We start from the raw sequence: 17,724 nt of genomic DNA, 5'->3' as shown, positions 1-17,724 counted from the left end.
TTTAACTTTTAAAAATGCTAACTCTTCCACAGTTGCTGCACATTTCCTGCACATTGACACATTAAGCTACATAATATCAACGTAGTAAATAACAGGTGAATTCACCTCAGAGGTAGATGGACAATGAAAGATATAGCTAGTTATTGGAATAAATCAAAAACAACAATATTAAGCCTTTTAGTCAGCCTAATATTAACCAGTACATTGACCGCTTGTGGTGGCAGCGACAGCACCGAAAGTGACGATTCAGGAAGTGGCAGCACTGAAGATAATGGCACTATTACCACTAATTCCGCACCAGTTGCTCATGCAGGTAATGATCAAACAGTATTCATAAACAGTACGGTTTCACTTTCTAGCGAGTTAAGTAGTGATACAGACGGCGATGCACTTGGTTACGCATGGAGTTTATCAACATTGCCTAACGGTAGTGTTGCCGTTTTATCAAGTGAAAGTGCCGCTGCACCATCATTTACCGCAGATGTAATTGGCAGTTATGTTGCCCACCTTACCGTTAACGATGGCCAGCTAAATAGTGAAGTTGCTAGTGTAGAGGTGGTAGTTACAGCAGTCATTGAAGGCTCTACAGCAGGTATTTTATGTGATTATAATTATAACCAATACAACGATTCTATTTATGTGCTTGATGACAGTATGGCGCAATGGAGTTGTACTGATGGCGAACGTGTACTGAGTGCAAATGGCATACCTGATCATGAAGTAGGCGAATTTCCCAATGCCAACAACCCTAATACCATCACTGAACAGTTGGTATCTGCCAATTTAAGCTTATCACCGATAGAATCAGAAACTTCGACAACTTTAGGTGGTCCAAGCGGCGCTACCGGTTATGTACTTAATGGCGTAAAAATTGATGCTAATACCGCTGGCAGCTGCGATGACTCAGGCAATGATTGTAGCCTCATTGGCAACACCGGTAATTGGCATATTGAAGCGCTTGGTCAAACAAGTTTCAACTTTGGCACAGATGATAATAACGCCCATGTGCAACCCGGTGGCTCTTATCACTATCATGGTATGCCTGAAGGCTTTGTCACTAAACAAGGTGGAAGCAGTTCAACCATGACCATAATTGGCTGGGCTGCCGATGGTTTCCCAATTTATGCCCGATATGGTTATAGCATTGCTAGTGATGCTACATCGACACTTATATCGATGACAGGGAGTTATCAATTGATCAGCGATGTGCCTAGTAATAGACCATCAGCATCAATTTATCCGTTAGGGACTTTTGGTGAAGACTGGCAGTTCGTTGCAGGCTCAGGTGACTTAGATGAATGTAACGGCCGTGTTGGTGTTACTCCTGAATTTCCTGAAGGGATATACCATTATTATGCTACCGATAGTTACCCATACTTTCAGCGTTGTGTAAAAGGTGAAGTAGAAGTAACTGCTGGCATGCCGCCGCCACCTTAATTTCCATAACTTGATTATCAGTCAATATTGCTAATAAGTGCATTGCGCTCATTAGCAATAAAAGTAATTAGTACAAACTGAATGTTATGCAACTATATAGGAATTAATCACATGAACTTTATAAAAACCTTATCTTTTACTACTTTGACATTAATTGTAAGTATGCTGTTTTCTCAGCAGTTACATGCACATATGATGGTTGCCCAACATGGCAGTTTAAACGTGGTCGACGGTGGCGTATTTATGGTACTTTCACTACCTGTTTCTGCCTTTGCAGGGATTGATGATGATCAAGACGGTAAACTTTCACCGCAAGAGTTTGCGATACACCGCGCTGAAATTAGCGAAGTAATTCACAGTAAAGTAGTATTAAAAGATAACAGTGGCAAACTTGCACTAAAGGGAATGATGTTATCACCAGTTACCGCGCATCATGCCCCTAAAGCACCAGCATCACAGTTAGTTGTTATGGGCCGGTTTACCCTTGTTGACTCACATAGCGAACTTGAATATCAACTAGGACTTTTTGGTAACAACGCGACTGAACAAACAATGTTAATCACAGCAACACGTAAAGAAGACGGCAGTAAACAAAAGATTGAGTTATCGCCAAAAAAATCGAACTATGTACTTTTTAAATAACAACCCTGATTTATCACTATTAGTGAGTTTAGTTTTAAGTACACAACCTTAATTATATTAAAAATAAAAAGCCAATATTCCAGCCAAATATCGGCTTGTTTTTACAAAGTTCTAGCTGTTTATTACACCAGCGTAACGGTAGTTTTCACTAACATCACATCACTTGCCATAGTTCATTAAAAGTCGGTACATCTTCATTGTCTTTTACATGAATAAGTGCATAAATTATTTTTAATTATCACTGCCCGCCTCCGCTAAAAATTAACCTATGCGAACAAAACTGATTTATTTTGTAATCAATACTTTATCTGTCGCCAATGAACTATGGGTATAATTAGCCAAGCCAATTGTTAACCTTATGAAACAGAAATAACAAATTATTATCATACTTTTGTCAGATTACTTTACACTATCTAATTATTAATAAAGTCCGAAATCGCCATATTGTTGGAACAAAAGAGTTTTTATTCTTTGGCACAATTGATGCGTTAAAAATATAGCAAAAAGAATTAAATACCATGATGTTTATTAGAAATATAATACTAAGGAATTTAATATGAATATAAAAATGTTAAAATCGACTATTACTGGTTTGGCTTTTCTAATCAGTGGTGTTGCGAATTCGGGTGTTATATATGATTTTGATCTTGTATATGACGGTAGTACTTTTAGCTTTGAAAATAATGTTTCTTGGCACAATTTAAACTTTAATGTCGGTGACTCTCTCGATATAACTTTAAAGGCAGACCAAGGTGACCACTGGCAATGGCTTTTAGGCTCTAACGAACGCTATGCCTGGATTCGTGACAGCTGTAACAGTAATACAGGTTTATCAGAATGGGAGTTTTCTAATAATAGTTCAATTGTAGGCAGTGGTTCCCAAAATACTAGTCAAGGCTGCATCCATTTTGGCCCTAATACGTTAAACCTCGCTAATGGCACTTTATTTGACCAATACCAATTTAATTATACCTATACTTCAGGTCCCAATACGGTTCTCAGCACTCAAGACATACTAAATAATTCACCTTGGGGCTGGACGTTTAATGATGGTGTAAGGTTCCAATATGTCGATGCAAATATTAATGAAATATCAGAGCCTTTACCCCTTACAATTCTAGCATTAGGTATTATTGCTCTAGCATCACGCAGATATAAAACACAATCTAATTAACTATTTATTATTAATAGATAGTTATAGATATGGATAAGTAAAAACAAAAAGCCAATGCTTAACTAAGCATTGGCTTTTTATTAATTCATGAGGCTAAAAAATTAGCTATCAAGATTATTTTTCAGCAGCAAGCTTACGCGCTTGATGCAACTTTTTATAGCTTTCAATTAAACGTTGATGTTTGTCTAAACCTTCTAAATTCATGCTTGTCGGCGTTAAACCAAAGAATCTTATTTCACCAAATACTGAGCCAACAACATTGTTCATATTTTCTTCACCGAACATTCGATTGAAGTTATCAATAAAATCTTCAAGCTCCATTTCTTCATCTAAGCTCACTTCAAGTACAGCATGGACAGCTTGATAAAATAATCCGCGTTCAACGGTATTGTCATTATATTGTAAAAATTCGCCGACTAACTCAATAGCATCTTCAGCTGCGCCTAACGCTAAGCAGATTAGAATTTTCAGTTCAAGAATAGTTAGTTGGCCCCAAACTGTATTTTCATCAAACTCAATTCCTATTAAGGTTTTGATGTCGATGTAGTTATCTTGCTGGCTTTCTTCTAAACGTTCAAACAAGCTGGTTAATTGCTCTTCATCTAAGCTATGCAGGTTTAAGATATCTTCGCGATAATCAAGTGACTTGTTGGTATTGTCCCAGATTAAGTCTTCTACAGGGTACACTTCAGAATAATCAGGGACTAATATACGACAAGCCGTAGCGCCAAGTTGGTTAAACTCAGCAATGTACACTTCTTTGCCTAAGTCTTTTAAAATAGCCATTAAACCAGAATTTTCTTCTTCGTTAGTGCCAGAGAAATCCCATTCAACAAATTCATAATCGTGCTTGGCACTAAAGAAACGCCAAGAGATAACACCTGTAGAGTCAATAAAGTGGTCAACGAAATTTTCAGGCTCTGTTACCGCCATACTATTAAAAGTAGGTTTTGGTACATCATTTAAACCTTCAAAACTACGACCCTGTAAAAGCTCAGTTAAGCTGCGCTCTAACGCGACTTCAAAACTAGGATGAGCACCAAATGAGGCAAATACACCACCATTTTTAGGGTTCATCAAAGTGACACACATCACCGGGAATTTACCGCCTAATGAGGCATCTTTAACTACCACAGGAAAGCCCTGTGCTTCTAAGCCTTCAATGCCCGCTAAAATAGCTGGGTATTTAGCAATAACGTCTTTAGGTACGTCAGGTAAAACAATTTCTTCGGCAATAATTTGCTTTTTAACGGCGCGTTCAAAAATCTCAGACAAGCATTGTACTTGCGCTTCCGGTAAGTTATTACCCGCGCTCATACCATTACTTAAAAATAAGTTTTCAATTAAATTTGAAGGGAAATATACAGTTTCACCATCAGACTGACGTACATAAGGGATTGAACAAATACCACGTTCAGTCATGCCTGAGTTAGTATCAATCAGGTTTGAACCGCGCAACTCGTCTTCAGGGTTATATATAGCTAAACAATAGTCATCTAAAATATCGCTTGGTAGTGCATCATCTATCCCCGGTTTAAACCACTTTTCATTGGGATAATGCACAAAATCACTGGTGGCGATATCGGTTCCAAAGAATTGATCGTTATAAAAGAAGTTACAGTTAAGACGCTCAATAAACTCACCTAAAGCTGAGGCAAGAGCACTTTCTTTTGTTGCGCCTTTACCGTTGGTAAAACACAGTGGGGATGCAGCATCGCGAATATGCAACGACCAAACATTAGGTACAATGTTGCGCCATGAAGATATTTCTATTTTCATACCAAGGTCAGCTAAAAGGCCTGACATATTGGCAATAGTTTCTTCTAACGGTAAGTCTTTACCTAAAATAAAAGTGCTAGTGCCATCTTCTGGTTGTTGCATCAGCATAGCTTGAGCATCACCTTCAAGGCTAGTAACTGCCTCAACTCTAAATTCGGGTCCCTGCTGCACGACTTTTTTCACCGTACAACGGTCAATTGATCGCAAAATGCCTTTTTTATCTTTTTCAGAAATACTCTCAGGTAGCTCGACCTGAATTTGAAAAATTTGATTATATCTATCTTCTGGATCAACAATATTGTTTTGCGATAAACGAATATTATCGGTTGGGATATCACGAGAGTTACAATATACCTTAACAAAGTACGCTGCACACATAGCAGAAGATGCTAGGAAATAATCGAAAGGACCAGGCGCTGAGCCGTCACCTTTATAACGTTTAGGCTGATCAGCGATGACACTAAAATCGTCAAACTTGGCTTCAAGTCTAAGGTTGTCGAGAAAGTTAACTTTGATTTCCATTGATATATTTCCGAAGTTGTATGCGACCAATCGATAGACTGATTCTAATGGCGCTAATTATCGGATTTTTTGCGCCATTAGTCTTGGATTAATTAAGCAATAATGAAATAAATTGAATAAAGCACTATTTCTCGATGAAATAGTGCTTACTTCGTTAGACTTACAATAGGCTAACTTTTATATTGAGGAATAAAGTGAACTTTAAAGAGAAGAAACTTCAATAGTACTATCTGCAAACTGTAGCTTCTCAATACCTGTTAGGGTATTCATGCCATCACGAGCATCCTGTAAGTCTTGCACTTTGATTTCACCATTTTCATTGGTGATTTGATATTGTGCTGCTTGACCAGAAAAAATCACCGTATTAATACCTTCATTACCGGTAATATTGTTATCAAATTGGTTCAACACTACATTACTGCTTTTACTGCCAGTCAAGGTGACATCTTTAAGGTATTGTGCATGATGGCTATAAGATAAACTGCTGATAAATTTCAGGCTAAAATCACCAGTAAAACTATCGTCAATTCGTGCATTATAAGTAAGGTATGGATGAAAAAATTGGTTAGCCATTATTGCTGCTCCTTGTGGATCTTTTGTGGCCAAATCATCACGGGTTTTAGCAATATACATGCCCCACATACCATACTCACTATCAAAAGCGCCCCAAAGACCGTAATAACTATCAACTACCGATGCTAAGTATTCTTGCGATAAACTATTTTCAACAGTTAACTCCGCTAACCAACCTGCTTGCTCTGCTGGCCAAGCCCAAAGTTTTGCTGATACGGCAGTTACCTGCGCCGCACGAATATCTGCTTGATACTCTGGTAACGCACCCATAAATTCATCACCTTGGTCAACACCAATACCGTAATCATGTACTAGATGTAAAATTTCCTCGAATGAGGCATCACGATATTCATAATTTTGGGTGATATACCAACTGTGCCCTTCCACTTGCATTTCGCCATAATATAACGGCTGACCATCAAGCTCTGCGCCAGCATTAGTGCCATCATCAACACCATTTAGCAGTAATAAAATAGCGCCATTGTCAGCCATTTTATTAGCCACTGCGCTTTTATCTGCACCATATTTTGAGCCAGGATAATCGGTTAAATAATGCTGTAAAATGCCACGAGCACGGACAATTTGATTTTCCATAATTTCATTTTGAGCAAGGATATGAATTGCGCCACCGTTGGGAGTATCAACCTTGGTGTAGCGATCAAAATTTAACGTTGCACTGTAAGTATTATTTAAATTATCTGGCACGACAGAAATGCCCAAATCATTACTCTCTGGACTTGTCGGAGTGGTGGTTGGGGGTGTTGTGGGCGTAGTTGTTGGTGTAGTCGTTACAGGAGGCTTCACGGTTTCCTCAACGCTTGTTTTTTTATCGCTACTTGAACCACCACAAGCAACTAACGTTGTGCTGATAAAAATGGCAAGGGCAACTTTTGTAAAAGAAGTTGTGAAAACGTTAGCCAAAGGGCTTTTATTCATTAGGGTCATTATTTTCTCCAAAACTGTTCAAACGCAATCTAAAGGTAATCACTCGGTATTGACCGATAAACTATTGTCCACTATTCGACCAAGCTTTAGGGTAAGCGCAAGTAAGCGTTTGTAAGCGATGAAAAAAAAGTATTCCGTGTCTCATATTCCGTAATCCATATTAAGTATGAGATTTTAGCGCATAAAAAAGCTCCTTTATCAGCCATGCAAGAATAACTATGCAGGTGATAAAAGAGCTTATTAACGATTTAAAGCTGAAGGGTTAGTTTGTTAATACACCATATAAAACCATTTCTTCAGCTGTCATCCAATGGATACTGTCAGCTGAAGCGGCTTTAAGGGTATACCAATAAAAGTCAGTCGTTATGCCAATAGCCTTATAGTAATTAAGATATATATCGTGTGCTTGATGCCCTTTAAGATAATCTAATGCAGCCTTACCACTGCCATCACTCCATGAGTGAACGCCGATTCTAGCGCCTAGAGCAATAGTACGCTTAACACCTGCTAAAAACATATCACTACCGCCCGAAGCCACCATGCCGTCTGCTGGAATATGAGTATTGATGCCACGGTTTCTAATTTCCATTGACGCCAGCAAGTTGATTTCATCATCCATAGAGCCCGGTACATTTTGCATTACCAGGGTTTTAATTTGTGGGTAGGTAGAAAATAATGTTTGCATCAACGCTAAAGTATCAGAGCCAATAACGCCATTCATATAAACTGTATCAGCGCTGTCATCATCATTTTCGAATGTAAAACTAGCCGTTTTTTCTTCATTGCCATCTTCACCGCCACCTTCGTCAGTATCAGCTTCAGTTGGACTAATAATAAAATCTTGAGCAGAGTAGTCACCATCAGGCAATGACGTTGCCAAACCATATTCCGCATTCGTTAATAAAGCATGTACCGCTAGACCTTTACTTTGTACTTTTTCCAGCGTGTTTAACTGCCACTCATTATTGATTTGAGCTAAACGCTCATCTCCTGCTTGAGCCCCTAAAATAGACGTTAATGACCAATACACATATTCAGTGACCATACAGCTGTAATTACACGTTTCATCATCATAGGTATACCAAGCAGAATCAGGGTAACTTGCTGGAATAGTTTCAAACTGACCACCGCGAGCGATATCCATAGCGTTAGCAATTTCTGAGCCTATCACTTCACCAAATACTTCAGGGTAAACACCAGCATAACCAACATGAGTTATTAGATGTAAAACTTCTTCAATCGTTGCATCAAAGCCATCGCCTGCACCCGCAAGAACCACCTCACTGGCATACAAATCTTGTAACGCTTCTGACTCAGGTATTTTTTCAAATAAAGTCTCTATTTCAGTTTCATCTTTAGTCATGATTAAGGTCGCGCCTTGCTCAAGCATGTGCTCTACCACTAAGGCATTATCTGGCTGACCATCTTCATCATTATCTAGGTATTGCGCCATCACGTTAGCGGCGTGTAACATCGCTTCATCAGAGGTTTGCTCTGTACCGTAAATTGGAATACCAAAAACTGAGGTTTTCTTTGAAAAGACTTGCTCTAATGCTGAGTTTTCACCTTCTTCGCTTTCATAAGTTAGCGCAGGGATTTTATCTACACAGCTAGAATCAACAACGTTATTTGGCTCAGCTAAAAAGTCACTAGCAATAGTATTGAAACAAGTTGAATCAGAAAAAAGTTGTCCATGACCACCTTGTGGGTTAGTAAGGTTTTGAGCATTCGGCATATTTTGAGCAACCAATATGCCCCACGCTGCTGGCGTTTGTGCATCTTGTAGACCATTAAGCATTAATACCGGTAAATTACTGCTAACGGCTTGTGTCTCAATATCGTTGGCCGGGGCAACATTCCAGACTTCACATGATGCTTTATCAAAACCCATATGGTACATATCACCAACCGCAACTTGGGTACTTGCCGACCAGCCTTGGCTATTTTCACCAATTAAGGCTGTGACATTAAGGAATGGGTATTCTTCAGCACAAATAGTCGATAAGCCCATAGCGTTGTAGAACTTGTCTTCTTCGCCCTGCTGCTCATCTACTTCAGAGCCTTCAGCCTCTCCCATACCTTGCTCAGCCATCATAGTTTCAATGATTGAGGCATATTTACTAACATCTTCATTGACGGCCAATAAGTAATCAATAATTACTGGTTCTGCACCTAGTTCAAGTAAGATTTGAACAAACTCTCGACTCTCATCAATCATGCCTTCATTATGCATGCGGGCAATAATATCTTCGATAATCCCTTTAAACTCATCTGCAGGACAACCGTCAGTATTGTCACAGTTTTTAACTACTTGATTTAACGATTCATAGTTTGCCCATGGCGTATCAGTAATACCGTTCACTTCTATCGGGAACATGCCATCTAAGATAACACTGCGAATACCTTCACTATTTTCTCGCATAATAGTTGTGGCAAGACGAGTACCATAAGAGATACCATATAAATTCCACTGTGAAATATTTAACGCTTTTCTTAATTCAATAAAATCCATAGCACTATGAACACTATGATAAGCAGTTAAATCAATACCTGCAGCTTCAAGCCGTGTTTTACACGCTTTTAACTGCTCTGCTGTGCCAGCTTCCTCAAACTCACTACAAAATAATGCGGGTTTTGAATAACCCGTACCACGTTGGTCAACTATGTAGACATCCCTGTCATTGAGAAATGTTCCAGTTTCAACTACTTGCGCAATACTTGAACTAGCACTGCCACCCGGGCCACCTTCAAGGTAGACAACCGGATCGGCTTTTTTATTTACTGAAGTAGACGCTAGTTTAATTACAGCTATTTTAATGTTTTTTGTTGATGCTGGTTTGCCATATAACGCGTGTTTTTCTGGCACTGTAAGGTAACCACAACTTGATCCTGAGGTTAAAAGAGATACCTGTGGCGCTGACAACATGTCCTTACATGCAACTTCTTTATAGGTATTAACTTCATGGATAGTTGGTTTGATAGTGGTTTCTTTTTTAGTATCAGAGCCACCACAAGCCGTTAATATGCTTGTAGTCATTATTGCCAAAGTAATAAGGGTTTTATTGGTTGGTATCATCGAACCTTCCTTCATGATTAATAAATAGTTGCGCCGTAGTTGTTTGCAACTTAGTTCTTCAACGCAGTTATTCGCAACACTGTTATTGCCAGCAAAAGCGATGAGTTATTATCAATGATTGGATAAAGGATTAGGGTAAGCGCAAGTAAGCTAGTGTAAGTAATATCTAACGTATGTAAGCACATGTAAGCTAGACTTTAATTGCAGGAACTTTTACGTTAAATTTGCATCGTGAGTGAATAAATTAAGAGACAGTGGATGAGCAAAACTAGAATATTACTTATTGAAGATGACGCAGAAATATCACGTTTAACCGCGATGTACTTAGACGTTGAAGGCTATCAGGTAGACGTTATTGATGATGGTTCGCTTGCCTTAGAAGCAATCAAAGTTACTAAACCAGAGTTGATTATTCTTGATTTGATGTTACCCGGTATGAGCGGTATTGAGATATGCAAAGCGGCTCGAGAATTTTATCAGCCCCCTATATTAATTCTCACCGCCTGTGATGATGATGTCAGTGAAGTCAGTTTATTAAAAATGGGCGCCGATGACTATTTGGTTAAACCTTTAAGACCTCACGTTCTTGTTGCCAGAATAGAAGCCCTGCTACGAAGAAACCAAAATTATCATAACAAGCCAACGAATACTCAATCAAACTCAGCCCTGATAATAAATGAAGCCAGCAATCAAGTCACTTTTCAAGGTAAGTTATTGACCCTTACGGGGTCGGAATATGAAATGCTAAAATTATTGCATCAAAATGCCGGTGAAGTTATTTCACGTGAACAATGTTGTCAGGTATTGAGGGGAATTGATTATGATTTTAGTAACCGCTCTATTGATATGCGCATTTCAGGTTTACGCAAGAAGCTGGGTGATGACCAAGTTCCCTATAAAATTATTACCACTATACGAAACCAAGGTTATAAGTTAATTAATGAATAAATTATCGCTATCTTTATTCTCTCGGTTGTATTTAGCTATTATTATTTCGGTAATTATTAGTGTTTCCTTAACAAAATTCTTTATGGATAGTTATGACGACCAAGAAGACTTTAACGAGTTTATTAGCGAGGTTAATTACATATTTAAAGAAATAGCTGTTAATGCAGAGATACAAATTAACACCGAACAACAAATTATTCCGCTCGGCTTTCCATTAGATAATTTCCTCACCGCTAAACTCATTAACCCTGATATGAATAGTGAGGTTTGTCCTTCTTGTCAATTAATCACACGCATTAACAATACTTCTTATTATCAAATGCTTGATGGCGGGCGTTTAGTCGAATTTAAACTACCTAACGCAAAAAGCAATATCGTTATATATGAGAAAAATGAAAGCGAGATCAAGCCAGAAGACTTACCTGAAGACCTCGTGGAGGAATTAGCTGAAGGCTTTACTGGAGGGATATTAGATGATGAGGACGTTGATTTCGTCTTCCTGTCATTAATACTGGTCACCTCGTTATTTCTTGGCATTGCCATTTATTGGCCTATCAAAAATCTGCAAAACCAAATAAATACGCTGATTGATACTCACCAGCAATTTGGTTCAGGAAATATGACGGCTAAGGCCAATGAAGATATCCAAAAACCCTTAGATAAACTAGCTTCAAGTTTCAATGACATGGCGTTAGCAATAGCTGACAATGTTAAAGAGCGTGATACTTTTTCCCAAGCAATTCCCCATGAAGTCAGAACTCCATTAAGTCGTATTCAATTAGCCTCAGGCTTAATTCGCCGAAAAAGCACTGATTTAGATATATTGGCATTGGTTGATGACGTTGATAACTATGTGGTCGACATTAATGAATTGATCAGTCAAATTGTTGAATATTCAAAAATAAATTCAACTGCTGTTACTGGCACAAGCTCAAATTTAACGAATGAAAATGAGCTAGATCAGTTTCAAACTATTGAGCTAAAGGCGTTTATCGAATCCAGATTACATCTTTTGGCTAAAAACCAAAATAAAGAGTGCATATTAACCGTTGATGAGTCCATTGAAATAACCACCAACCCTTTCTATTTAAGGCTACTGGTCGATAATTTTATTAAAAATGCTTTTAACCATGCACAAACAAAAATCAAGCTTTCAGCTAGTGTCATCCTCTTCAATAATGAACAGCAATTAACTATTACTATTGAAGATGATGGCGTAGGTGTGCCTATTGAAGACAGAGAAACTATTTTTATTGCCTTTGCCCGATTAGATAAAAGTCGCAGTAGAAAAACAGGTGGCTTAGGCCTTGGCCTTCCTATAGCGAAAGCAGCAGCGACAAAAATGACAGGCAAGATAGTGGTGTCAGAATCACCTTTAGGTGGAGCACAATTTTCGTTTACTAAAGCGGTTTAATGACAAGTATTCACAGGTAATTCTAACCAGAGTAATTTTCGTTTCATTACCACGTTTTGTTAAACAACGGATGGTAATGAAACTTTTCTTTAGGTTATCTTTTTTTTAAGCTATTTCTTTAAGCTCTTTCCTTAAGGTATGTCAGTGCATCTAACCGTGTTGCAAAGATATGCTCCGCGGGTATTTTTTCAAGTAACTTTAATTTATTAAAATCATCTCGTACTCGTTCACAGACATTTGATAGTAAAATATCTCGTCCTTGATTTCGGTAACTGACAATTATCTCTTCAATGGCAATAGTACTGGTAATGCCAACAAAGCGGGCATCTGTTAAATCAATTAATAACGTTTTATTTTGATCTGTTTCTGAAACACTTTGCTTCAATCCGCGTGCTACGCCAAAACCGATAGGCCCAGAGATATTAAGTAATAACACGCTATCGTCCATAGACTCTAATAACTTTCTCTCTGGCTTTGATAGATGTTCTGCCTCTTTCGCGGTGCACAGCTTTATGTTGTCAAGTTGGATTTCTGATAAGCGGCGTATAGTGACTAAGTTCGCTAAAAATACGCCCACTAATACCGCGGTAACTAAGTCAAAGGCTACCGACATAACCATGGTGGAGATCATCAAACCAACACTGAATAAAGGTACTTGATGGATACGTTTAAGGAAGTTCCAATCAATAATGCTAATACCAACATGGGTCAAAATTGCTGCTAACACTGCCATAGGAATATATGCTGTGTATTCCCCTGCCCATAAAACAATAGCTAAAATAAACAACGCATGAAGAATGCCAGATAAAGGTGTAGTTCCACCGGCCCTTAAATTGGTTACTGTACGCATTGTCGCGCCACCGCCAGGAAGTGCACCAAATAATCCAGCAACCATATTGCCAATACCTTGACCAACCAACTCTTGATCAGAATCATGTAATTCATTGGTAATACTATCCACGGTCAATGAGGTCATTAGTGAATCGAGTGTACTTAACGTGGCAATTAGTAGCGCCGATTTAATCATTTCACTGGCTAAAGAGCTTTCCCAAACTGGCATATTAAAAGAAGGTAATTCGCTGGCAATAGCGCCAACAACGGGCATTTCAGCACCCGAAAAAATATAAAAACATGTTGCGCCCGCTACCGCAATAATACTGGCTGGTACTACACGACTAAATTTTTGCGGCCAAATAAAGAGTATTGATAAACAAACTAAACCCAATAAAGTATTGGTACTCGTTAATGTACCTAACGACAGCTGTAATTCAGGTAATGAATGGCCAAATAAAGGTTCTATTTGCGAGAGTATTATTAATACACCAATGCCTGAGGTAAAGCCTGAAATAACCGGATATGAAACTAAAATAAAGTACTTACCTAGCTTAAAAAAGCCAAATAACATTTGAAACAAACCCGCAAGCGTTACCACAGTGAATGCCGCGGCAATACCATTATCAGGAGATTGGGCGACAAAGCTGGTTAAGATGGCCACCATTGCAACGGTTAATCCGGTATTGGGACCAGAAATTTGTTGGTTGGTACCGCCAAATAAAGAGGCAAATAAACCGGTTATAATCGCACAATAAATACCGGCACTGGCACCAGCTCCCGAGGTTACCCCGAAAGCAAGAGCAAAAGGCAGAGCAACGATAGTTGATGTTAATGCACCAAAAATATCGCCCTTTATGGTTTGTTGATTAAAATGTGATAAAGAAAGCATGATTACCTAATTTTAAAATAAGGAGTTAACAGCACTCACTATTACATATCTGATATCTCACTTTTGCTTATCAAATACGTATTAACGGTGCCTTGAAAGTTTGCTTACTAAACAAATTACAATAATTATTGCTGTTCGTGAATTAAAGCGCTGAGATGAATTGTACACTAAAAAACCATTTCTTGACACTATTGACAAGTTTTCTATTTTAAGGATAGGATGAGGTGTTGTTCATCAAATAAAAACTAAGTGCCAATAAAAAATTAGCAAATATCAAATTCTGGGAGCTATGCTGAGCCCTTTGCAGTATGTCCGATACAGCCCAACTTGATTTTACCATGTGGAATTCTATATTTAGTTCTATGTAGTAAAATCCAGTCACTACCAGTTATATAGGATGTAGCGATGAGATAATCGCAACAGAGGTTTCACCATATGGAATTAACAGGCGGGTTTACTTATTAACTTTGATTTTTATTTATGTATTAATGAATACAGCTAAACAGAAATTGGGTCCAACACAGCCTCTTTCTAATTTATTAGCAAGCGCTGGTATTACTTGCTCCATCGGTAAGGCAGCTACAAAAAGGTAAAACGTTAAAATTATTACAAGTAGGCCAATCATTAAAAATATAAATAAACGGCCTTAAATATCAATCAACGAGAGAACTGTAGTTATGGAACAGGTTAGCAAATCTTGCGAAAACCCAACTGAAGAACAAACTAGCGACGTAGGTCTGTTAGAACGTCTTTTTAAACTATCACAGCATAATACATCAATAAAAACTGAACTCATGGCGGGTCTGACCACCTTCGTGACCATGTCATATATTATGTTTTTGAACCCTGTTATTATGTCCAATACTGGCATGCCATTTGATGGTTTGTTCTTAGCAACCTGTTTAGGTGCTGCTATTGCCACCATATTAATGGGTATGTACGCTAACTGGCCTGTTGGTCTTGCCCCAGGCATGGGCTTAAATGCCTTTTTCACTTTTTCCGTCGTCGGCGGCATGGGTTATAGCTGGCAAATCGCATTAGGTGCGGTATTCCTTTCAGGTGTGCTCTTTGTCTTAATGAGTGTTACCCGACTTAGGGAGTGGATGCTTGATAGTATTCCCATGAGCTTACGACTTGCCATGACCGCAGGTGTTGGGCTTTTCTTAGGTTTCATCGGCCTACGTTTCACCGGTATTATTGTTGCTAGTCCTGACAACGTAGTTGCCCTTGGCGACATGACTCACTTTGGCTTTGGTCAATTTGGCCCTGAAGCGCCGGCATTAGGTTTCCTAAGTTTCTTATTAATTGCTGTTCTTAGCTACCGTAAAGTATTTGGTGCGGTAATCATTGGTATTGCCACAGTAACCTTGCTCGCTTTTGCGATGACTTGGGTATTACCAGCTGATTTCTTCGTTATATCTGAAGCAGCTAAATCTTTTGCTCCAGAATCTGGTTTTGTTGCTTATAAAGGCATATTAGCGGTACCTGAATTTTCTGCTCTAGAGCCAATATTTTGGAAAGCTGATATTGTTGGCGCTTTTCAAGTAGCGTTAATCCCAGTTATTGTAACCTTCTTATTCGTTAACATCTTCGATACCGCGGGCACCTTAATGGGTGTTGCTGAGCGTGCTAACTTGCAAGACAAAAATGGTAAAATTGAAGGCTTAAGCAAGTCTTTAAAAGCTGACTCTATTGCTTCTGTTATTGGTACAGGTTTTGGTTGTCCACCAGTAACTTCCTATGTTGAGTCTGCTGCTGGTGTTGCTGCAGGTGGTCGTACCGGTCTTACTGCCGTAACTATCGGTTTGTTATTTGCTATTGGTATGTTCTTCTTACCACTGGCACAAATGTTACCAGCCTTTGCCGTTGATGGCGCGCTTATTTATGTAGCTATGTTAATGATGAGCTCACTTAAAGGCTTAGATTGGGATGACTTAACTGAATACGCACCAGCCGTGTGTACTACGGTTATGATGGCGTTTACCTTCTCAATTGCTAACGGTATCGCTTTTGGCTTTATCACTTATACTGTATTAAAAGTAGGTACGGGTAAATCTGACCAAGTATCTAACGGTGTTTGGGCATTAACAGCATTATTTGTTGCTAAGTTCATATTTTTAAACTAGAAAAACTATTAACTTAACATTAATAAAGCCTTTGTTCGCAAAGGCTTTTTTTGTTTAGCTGATAGTTAAGTGTCTCAGTAATGCTAAATGTTTATCTATCTAACGATGCAGCCAAGCGCTGCATTTATTCATTCATCAACAAGAAAGAAATACCAATGAAACATACTATTGAAGTTATGATCTCAGAAGAAGAAATCAAAAAACGTGTTGCCGAAATTGGCCTGAAAATCAGCGAGCATTATCAAGGCAGCGATAACTTAGTCATGGTTGGTTTATTACGTGGATCCTTTGTATTCATGGCCGATTTAGCCAGAAAGATCACCGTTAATCATAGCGTAGATTTTATGACCGCATCAAGTTATGGCAATAGTATGGAAAGCTCTCGCGATGTTCATATACTTAAAGATCTTGATGATAATATTGAAGGCAAAGATGTTTTACTAGTAGAAGATATTATTGATACCGGTAATACTTTAAGTAAAGTTGTAGAGATTTTAAGTTTACGTGGTCCAAACTCAATTGAAATTTGTACCTTATTAGATAAACCAAGTCGCCGTGAAAAACATGTCGATGTTAAATGGATAGGTTTCGAAATTCCCGATGAGTTTGTCGTTGGTGTCGGTATTGATTATGCACAAAAATATCGTCATCTGCCTTATATTGGTAAAGTTATTCCTCAAGAATAACTAAACTGCCTTAGGTGGAAAATTAAAACGTTTCATATAAAAAATCCGACAATAAGTCGGATTTTTTATATGATGGATCAATGAGGGGTTTATCATTTCAAAAGATTAACGACGTGAGCGTTTATGTTTCATTGAATGAAACTTCTCTAACTGCTCTGCGGTTAAGACACTTTTCATAGCAAATTTACTTTTTGCTTTGACTAACGCCATTGCGGCAAATACATCTTGGTTATTCGCTTGTAGTTGAACAAATGCCTGTTCATCAAAACTCTCGGCTGACATCAAGGTTTTAACTTGTTCACGAAAGGCTTTCATTGCCGGCTTTAAAGCTTGCATTTGTGTTTTCTCTTCAGTTTTAAGTGCTTTTATATCAGCTTGCTGGCTCTCTGACAGGCCTAGTTTTCGGCTCAATTTAGCAAGTTTTTTTTCACTCATCTGTTGGTGGCCTTTTTCATGACCACCGTGATGAGTTGAGTTGTCACTACCTGCAAAGCTTAGTGGGGTTAACACCAATGCTGAACAAATGGATGTTGCAATAGCTAAATTTTTAAATGTAATTTTCATCTGGTAATCCTTATTAGGTATGCTTGTCTCTATTGATAAAGAGTTAAGTTAACTTTAGTTCGTTTCAATTAAATTCAATTTTAGTATATCGAGACTTTTTGCAAAGCAGTGCAAG

The 17,724-nt window shown here is 38.4% G+C and carries 12 protein-coding genes; 7 read left to right on the top strand and 5 right to left on the bottom strand.

Annotation, left to right across the window (positions count from 1 at the left end; translation table 11 throughout):
- The first annotated feature begins 123 nt into the window (after positions 1-123).
- The 3 genes from GAB14E_RS25415 (at position 124) to GAB14E_RS00465 (ending at position 3,253) form a co-directional block, all read left to right on the top strand.
- Positions 124-1,437: a YHYH protein gene (locus tag GAB14E_RS25415; protein ID WP_081967929.1), complete on the top strand. Its 1,314-nt coding sequence runs from the start codon at positions 124-126 to the stop codon at positions 1,435-1,437.
- Positions 1,438-1,548: 111 nt separating this feature from the next.
- A complete protein-coding gene (locus GAB14E_RS00460; protein WP_033084619.1) occupies positions 1,549-2,079 on the top strand; it encodes a hypothetical protein in 531 nt (176 codons plus the stop codon).
- A 556-nt stretch (positions 2,080-2,635) separates the two neighbouring features.
- Entirely contained in the window at positions 2,636-3,253 is a 618-nt protein-coding gene (locus GAB14E_RS00465; RefSeq protein ID WP_033084618.1) for a hypothetical protein, read from the top strand.
- 114 nt (positions 3,254-3,367) lie between these two features.
- Here the strand turns inward: GAB14E_RS00465 and GAB14E_RS00470 are convergent, their stop codons facing one another.
- From GAB14E_RS00470 to GAB14E_RS25410, 3 genes are all read right to left on the bottom strand, one after another.
- Positions 3,368-5,554 carry an OsmC domain/YcaO domain-containing protein gene (locus tag GAB14E_RS00470; RefSeq protein WP_033084617.1) on the bottom strand — a complete coding sequence of 729 codons (2,187 nt, stop codon included), beginning with the start codon at positions 5,552-5,554 and terminating at the stop codon, positions 3,368-3,370.
- Positions 5,555-5,755: 201 nt separating this feature from the next.
- Positions 5,756-7,072: a hypothetical protein gene (locus GAB14E_RS00475; protein ID WP_231562134.1), complete on the bottom strand. Its 1,317-nt coding sequence runs from the start codon at positions 7,070-7,072 to the stop codon at positions 5,756-5,758.
- Between the two features lie 262 nt (positions 7,073-7,334).
- Entirely contained in the window at positions 7,335-10,148 is a 2,814-nt protein-coding gene (locus GAB14E_RS25410) for an alpha/beta fold hydrolase (RefSeq protein WP_081967928.1), read from the bottom strand.
- A gap of 258 nt (positions 10,149-10,406) precedes the next feature.
- On the opposite strand from GAB14E_RS25410, the gene GAB14E_RS00480 reads away from it, so the two are divergent.
- A complete protein-coding gene (locus tag GAB14E_RS00480; RefSeq protein ID WP_033084616.1) occupies positions 10,407-11,096 on the top strand; it encodes a response regulator transcription factor in 690 nt (229 codons plus the stop codon).
- A complete protein-coding gene (locus tag GAB14E_RS00485; RefSeq protein ID WP_033084615.1) occupies positions 11,089-12,510 on the top strand; it encodes an ATP-binding protein in 1,422 nt (473 codons plus the stop codon). The genes GAB14E_RS00480 and GAB14E_RS00485 overlap by 8 nt, the downstream gene beginning before the upstream one ends.
- Positions 12,511-12,628: 118 nt before the next feature.
- On the opposite strand, the gene GAB14E_RS00490 is transcribed toward GAB14E_RS00485, so the two are convergent.
- Positions 12,629-14,233, bottom strand: coding sequence for a SulP family inorganic anion transporter (locus GAB14E_RS00490; RefSeq protein ID WP_033084614.1), 1,605 nt, complete (start codon positions 14,231-14,233; stop codon positions 12,629-12,631).
- A 677-nt stretch (positions 14,234-14,910) separates the two neighbouring features.
- Between GAB14E_RS00490 and GAB14E_RS00495 the strand changes: the two genes are divergently transcribed.
- The gene (locus GAB14E_RS00495) at positions 14,911-16,359 is read left to right on the top strand and encodes an NCS2 family permease (RefSeq protein ID WP_033084613.1); all 1,449 of its coding nucleotides are present in this window, start codon (positions 14,911-14,913) and stop codon (positions 16,357-16,359) included.
- Between the two features lie 155 nt (positions 16,360-16,514).
- Positions 16,515-17,045, top strand: coding sequence for a hypoxanthine phosphoribosyltransferase (gene hpt, locus GAB14E_RS00500; protein ID WP_033084612.1), 531 nt, complete (start codon positions 16,515-16,517; stop codon positions 17,043-17,045).
- Between the two features lie 105 nt (positions 17,046-17,150).
- Here hpt and GAB14E_RS00505 read toward each other — a convergent pair whose 3' ends face one another.
- The gene (locus GAB14E_RS00505; protein ID WP_033084611.1) at positions 17,151-17,609 is read right to left on the bottom strand and encodes a Spy/CpxP family protein refolding chaperone; all 459 of its coding nucleotides are present in this window, start codon (positions 17,607-17,609) and stop codon (positions 17,151-17,153) included.
- Positions 17,610-17,724 lie beyond the last annotated feature (115 nt).

This window comes from Colwellia psychrerythraea (assembly GCF_000764185.1).
In the GTDB taxonomy this organism is placed as follows: Bacteria; Pseudomonadota; Gammaproteobacteria; order Enterobacterales; family Alteromonadaceae; genus Colwellia; species Colwellia psychrerythraea_B.
Note: the sequence above shows the minus strand (reverse complement) of the source record. Positions and strands in the feature narration are given on the sequence as shown.

Coding starts and splice junctions, on each gene's coding strand:
- GAB14E_RS00485 (WP_033084615.1), top strand. CDS start 11,089: ATGAATAAATTATCGCTATCTTTATTCTCTCGGTTGTATTTAGCTATT.
- hpt (WP_033084612.1), top strand. CDS start 16,515: ATGAAACATACTATTGAAGTTATGATCTCAGAAGAAGAAATCAAAAAA.
- GAB14E_RS00490 (WP_033084614.1), bottom strand. CDS start 14,233: ATGCTTTCTTTATCACATTTTAATCAACAAACCATAAAGGGCGATATT.
- GAB14E_RS00465 (WP_033084618.1), top strand. CDS start 2,636: ATGAATATAAAAATGTTAAAATCGACTATTACTGGTTTGGCTTTTCTA.
- GAB14E_RS00480 (WP_033084616.1), top strand. CDS start 10,407: ATGAGCAAAACTAGAATATTACTTATTGAAGATGACGCAGAAATATCA.
- GAB14E_RS00470 (WP_033084617.1), bottom strand. CDS start 5,554: ATGGAAATCAAAGTTAACTTTCTCGACAACCTTAGACTTGAAGCCAAG.
- GAB14E_RS25415 (WP_081967929.1), top strand. CDS start 124: ATGAAAGATATAGCTAGTTATTGGAATAAATCAAAAACAACAATATTA.
- GAB14E_RS00475 (WP_231562134.1), bottom strand. CDS start 7,072: ATGACCCTAATGAATAAAAGCCCTTTGGCTAACGTTTTCACAACTTCT.
- GAB14E_RS00505 (WP_033084611.1), bottom strand. CDS start 17,609: ATGAAAATTACATTTAAAAATTTAGCTATTGCAACATCCATTTGTTCA.
- GAB14E_RS25410 (WP_081967928.1), bottom strand. CDS start 10,148: ATGATACCAACCAATAAAACCCTTATTACTTTGGCAATAATGACTACA.
- GAB14E_RS00460 (WP_033084619.1), top strand. CDS start 1,549: ATGAACTTTATAAAAACCTTATCTTTTACTACTTTGACATTAATTGTA.
- GAB14E_RS00495 (WP_033084613.1), top strand. CDS start 14,911: ATGGAACAGGTTAGCAAATCTTGCGAAAACCCAACTGAAGAACAAACT.